At 61.7% G+C, this 3,234-nt stretch carries 6 protein-coding genes; all 6 read left to right on the plus strand.

Annotation, left to right across the window (positions count from 1 at the left end; genetic code table 11):
• Window positions 1-365: molybdopterin-dependent oxidoreductase (locus VKP01_RS12405; protein ID WP_324412737.1), on the plus strand; the 365-nt coding region annotated here is incomplete at its 5' end.
• A gap of 24 nt (window positions 366-389) precedes the next feature.
• Complete coding sequence (gene nuoH, locus VKP01_RS12410; protein ID WP_414706576.1) at window positions 390-1,409, plus strand: NADH-quinone oxidoreductase subunit NuoH; 1,020 nt, start codon at window positions 390-392, stop codon at window positions 1,407-1,409.
• A 12-nt stretch (window positions 1,410-1,421) separates the two neighbouring features.
• Window positions 1,422-1,679 carry a hypothetical protein gene (locus VKP01_RS12415; protein WP_324412739.1) on the plus strand — a complete coding sequence of 86 codons (258 nt, stop codon included), beginning with the start codon at window positions 1,422-1,424 and terminating at the stop codon, window positions 1,677-1,679.
• Between the two features lie 22 nt (window positions 1,680-1,701).
• Window positions 1,702-2,190: an NADH-quinone oxidoreductase subunit NuoI gene (gene nuoI / locus VKP01_RS12420; RefSeq protein WP_074445049.1), complete on the plus strand. Its 489-nt coding sequence runs from the start codon at window positions 1,702-1,704 to the stop codon at window positions 2,188-2,190.
• A gap of 174 nt (window positions 2,191-2,364) precedes the next feature.
• Window positions 2,365-2,976, plus strand: coding sequence for an NADH-quinone oxidoreductase subunit J (locus tag VKP01_RS12425; RefSeq protein ID WP_324412741.1), 612 nt, complete (start codon window positions 2,365-2,367; stop codon window positions 2,974-2,976).
• A 12-nt stretch (window positions 2,977-2,988) separates the two neighbouring features.
• Window positions 2,989-3,234 (plus strand): NADH-quinone oxidoreductase subunit NuoK (gene nuoK, locus VKP01_RS12430; protein WP_324412743.1); only part of this gene is annotated, 246 nt, incomplete at its 3' end.

Here is a 3,234-nt window from a genome sequence, read left to right on the forward strand (position 1 = left end):
CGGAGGGCCGGGTGCAGATCGCCAACCGCGCGGCCTTCCCGCCCGGCGATGCTCGCGAGGACTGGGCCATCCTGCGCGCCCTGTCCGATCAGCTGGGTCACAAATTGCCGTTCGACAATCTGGCGCAGTTGCGCGAAAAGCTGTATGCGGCCTACCCGCATATGGCGGCGATCGACGCGATCGCGCAAAGCGATGTGGCGGCGGCGGTCAAGGCGGCGGCCAAGGTGAAGGGCAAGCCGGGGGATGCGCCGTTTGCGAGTCCGGTCAAGGATTTCTACCTGACCAACCCGATCGCGCGCGCATCCGCGATCATGGCGGAATGCTCGGCGCTTGCCGCCGGGGAAAGCCGCGAAGCGGCTGAGTGAGCAAGGATACGGGACAAAATCATCATGCCGGAAATTCTCCTCACCGTGCTGCTCATTGCCTTCAAGAGCCTCGTCTTGATGGTCTCGCTGCTCGTCTTCATCGCCTATATCCTTTATGCCGACCGCAAGGTCTGGGCTGCCGTGCAGCTGCGCCGGGGGCCCAATGTTGTCGGCCCGTGGGGGCTGTTGCAGAGTTTCGCGGATCTCTTGAAATTTGTGCTCAAGGAGCCGGTGATCCCGGCGGGCGCCAACAAGGGGTTGTTCCTGCTCGCGCCCTTCATCCTCGTGGTGCTGGCACTCGCGGCCTGGGCCGTGATCCCGGTCAACGAGGGCTGGGCGATCGCCGATATCAATGTCGGCATCCTGTTCGTCTTCGCGGTATCCTCGTTGCAGGTTTATGGCGTGATCATGGGTGGATGGGCCTCAAATTCGAAATACGCCTTCCTCGGCGCGCTGCGCTCGGCGGCGCAGATGGTCTCTTACGAGGTCTCCATCGGCTTCGTGATCATCACCGTGCTGCTCTGTGTCGGCTCGCTGAACCTGACGCAGATCGTGCTGGCGCAGGACAATGGCTGGGGCATTCTCGGCTGGTTCTGGCTGCCGCTCTTCCCGATGTTCGTGATCTTCCTGATCTCGGCGCTGGCGGAGACGAACCGCCCGCCTTTCGATCTGCCGGAGGCCGAATCGGAGCTCGTGGCCGGCTTCATGGTGGAATATTCCTCCACGCCGTACCTGCTCTTCATGCTCGGCGAATACGTGGCCATCATGACCATGTGTGCGCTGATGACGATCCTGTTCCTCGGCGGCTGGCTGTCGCCGATCCCGTTCGCGCCTTTCACCTGGGTGCCGGGTCCGGTCTGGTTCATTCTGAAGATGGCGCTGTGCTTCTACATGTTCGCGATGACCAAGGCCTTCGTGCCGCGCTACCGCTATGACCAGCTGATGCGGCTGGGCTGGAAGGTGTTCCTGCCGATCTCGCTCGCCGCCGTGGTGATCGTGGCCGGCGTGCTGCAGCTGACCGGCTGGGCGCCGGGCGCACAGTAAGGGGAGGGCGGCGTGATCGAGTGGATTTCACCGGCGGGCATGATCGGGGCGGCCATCGGCTTCCTGATCGGGCTGGTGAATTTCAAGACGATCGGCGGCTACGTTACCGCAAAGCTGCGGGAGACGGATCGATCGACCAATGCGGCCGAAAAGGCTGATTACGAGCGGCGGATCCGGATTTTCCGCGTTGCGTTGTTCACGTTGACGGTGATCGCGTTCCCGATCATCGGCTATCTGTTCGGCACCACCGTGTCGACCATGTTCGAATGAGGAGTGGGTCATGGAGAAGGCGATGAGGCTCGATCAGGCCGCTAAGGCGATCCTCCTGAAGGAGTTCGTCTCCGGCTTTCTTCTGGCGCTGCGGTATTTCTTCAAGCCGAAGGCGACGATCAATTACCCCTTCGAGAAAAATCCCACCTCGCCGCGCTTTCGCGGGGAACACGCCCTGCGGCGCTATCCCAATGGAGAGGAGCGCTGCATCGCCTGCAAGCTCTGCGAGGCGATCTGCCCCGCCCAGGCCATCACCATCGAGGCTGGCCCGCGCCGCAATGATGGGACCCGGCGCACGACGCGTTACGATATCGACATGGTGAAGTGCATCTATTGCGGCATGTGCCAGGAGGCCTGCCCGGTTGATGCCATCGTCGAGGGTCCGAATATCGAATTTTCCGTAGAGACGCGCGAAGAGCTGCTCTACGACAAGCAGAAGCTGCTCGATAACGGCGATCGCTGGGAGCGCGAGATCGCGCGCAATCTGGCGATGGATGCGCCCTATCGCTGAGCATTCTTCATGGCGACCGACCGGGGCCCGCATGGGGGCTTTTTGTTCGGAATGGTTGCCGGGTTTGGCCGGACACGGGTTGTGCGGTCGCGAAACGGGGTCTATAGACAGGCCGCCCGTACCCATGCGGGCAGAACCTGACAAGCCACCGCAACAGGCTTCGAGCGAAAGCGCATGACGGTCACCGCCGCCTTCTTCTATCTGTTTGCCGCCATCACCGTGGCCTCGGCCTTTCTGGTGATTGCCGCGCGCAATCCCGTGCACTCGGTGCTCTTTCTGATTCTCGCCTTCGTGAATTCGGCGGGACTCTTCATTCTGCTCGGCGCCGAGTTCCTGGCGATGATCCTCATCGTCGTCTATGTCGGCGCCGTTGCGGTGCTGTTCCTGTTCGTGATCATGCTGCTCGACATCGATTTCGCGGAGTTGCGCCAGGGTGCGCTGCAATATCTGCCGATCAGCGCGGTGGTGGGCGTCATCTTCCTCGTCGAACTGGTTCTGGTTGTCACCACCTACACCGTCGATCCAGCCTTGCTGAACCTGCCTGCAGCAGCGGACGCGCAGCCGGGAATCACCAACACGGCCCAGCTCGGCTCGGTGATCTACACAAAATATGTGTATTTCTTCCAGCTTTCCGGGCTGGTCCTTCTGGTGGCGATGATCGGGGCGATCGTGCTGACCCTGCGTGACCGACCCGGCGTGAAGCGTCAGGATGCGGCGAAGCAGGCCGCACGCACCCGCGAGACCTCAATCGAGATCCGCAAGGTCAAAAACCGCGAGGGCGTGTAAGGAGCCGATGCGATGATCACCCTGGTCCATTTCCTCACGCTGGCGGCGATCCTGTTCACGCTGGGCGTGCTCGGGATCTTCATCAACCGCAAGAACGTGATCGTCATCCTGATGTCGATCGAGCTGATTCTGTTGTCGGTGAACATCAATCTCGTCGCCTTCTCGAGCTTCCTGAACGATATTGTCGGGCAGGTCTTCGCCTTGTTCGTGCTCACCGTAGCCGCCGCAGAGGCGGCGATCGGGCTGGCGATCCTTGTC

This window comes from Saliniramus sp. (assembly GCF_035311605.1).
Lineage (GTDB): Bacteria > Pseudomonadota > Alphaproteobacteria > Rhizobiales > Beijerinckiaceae > Saliniramus.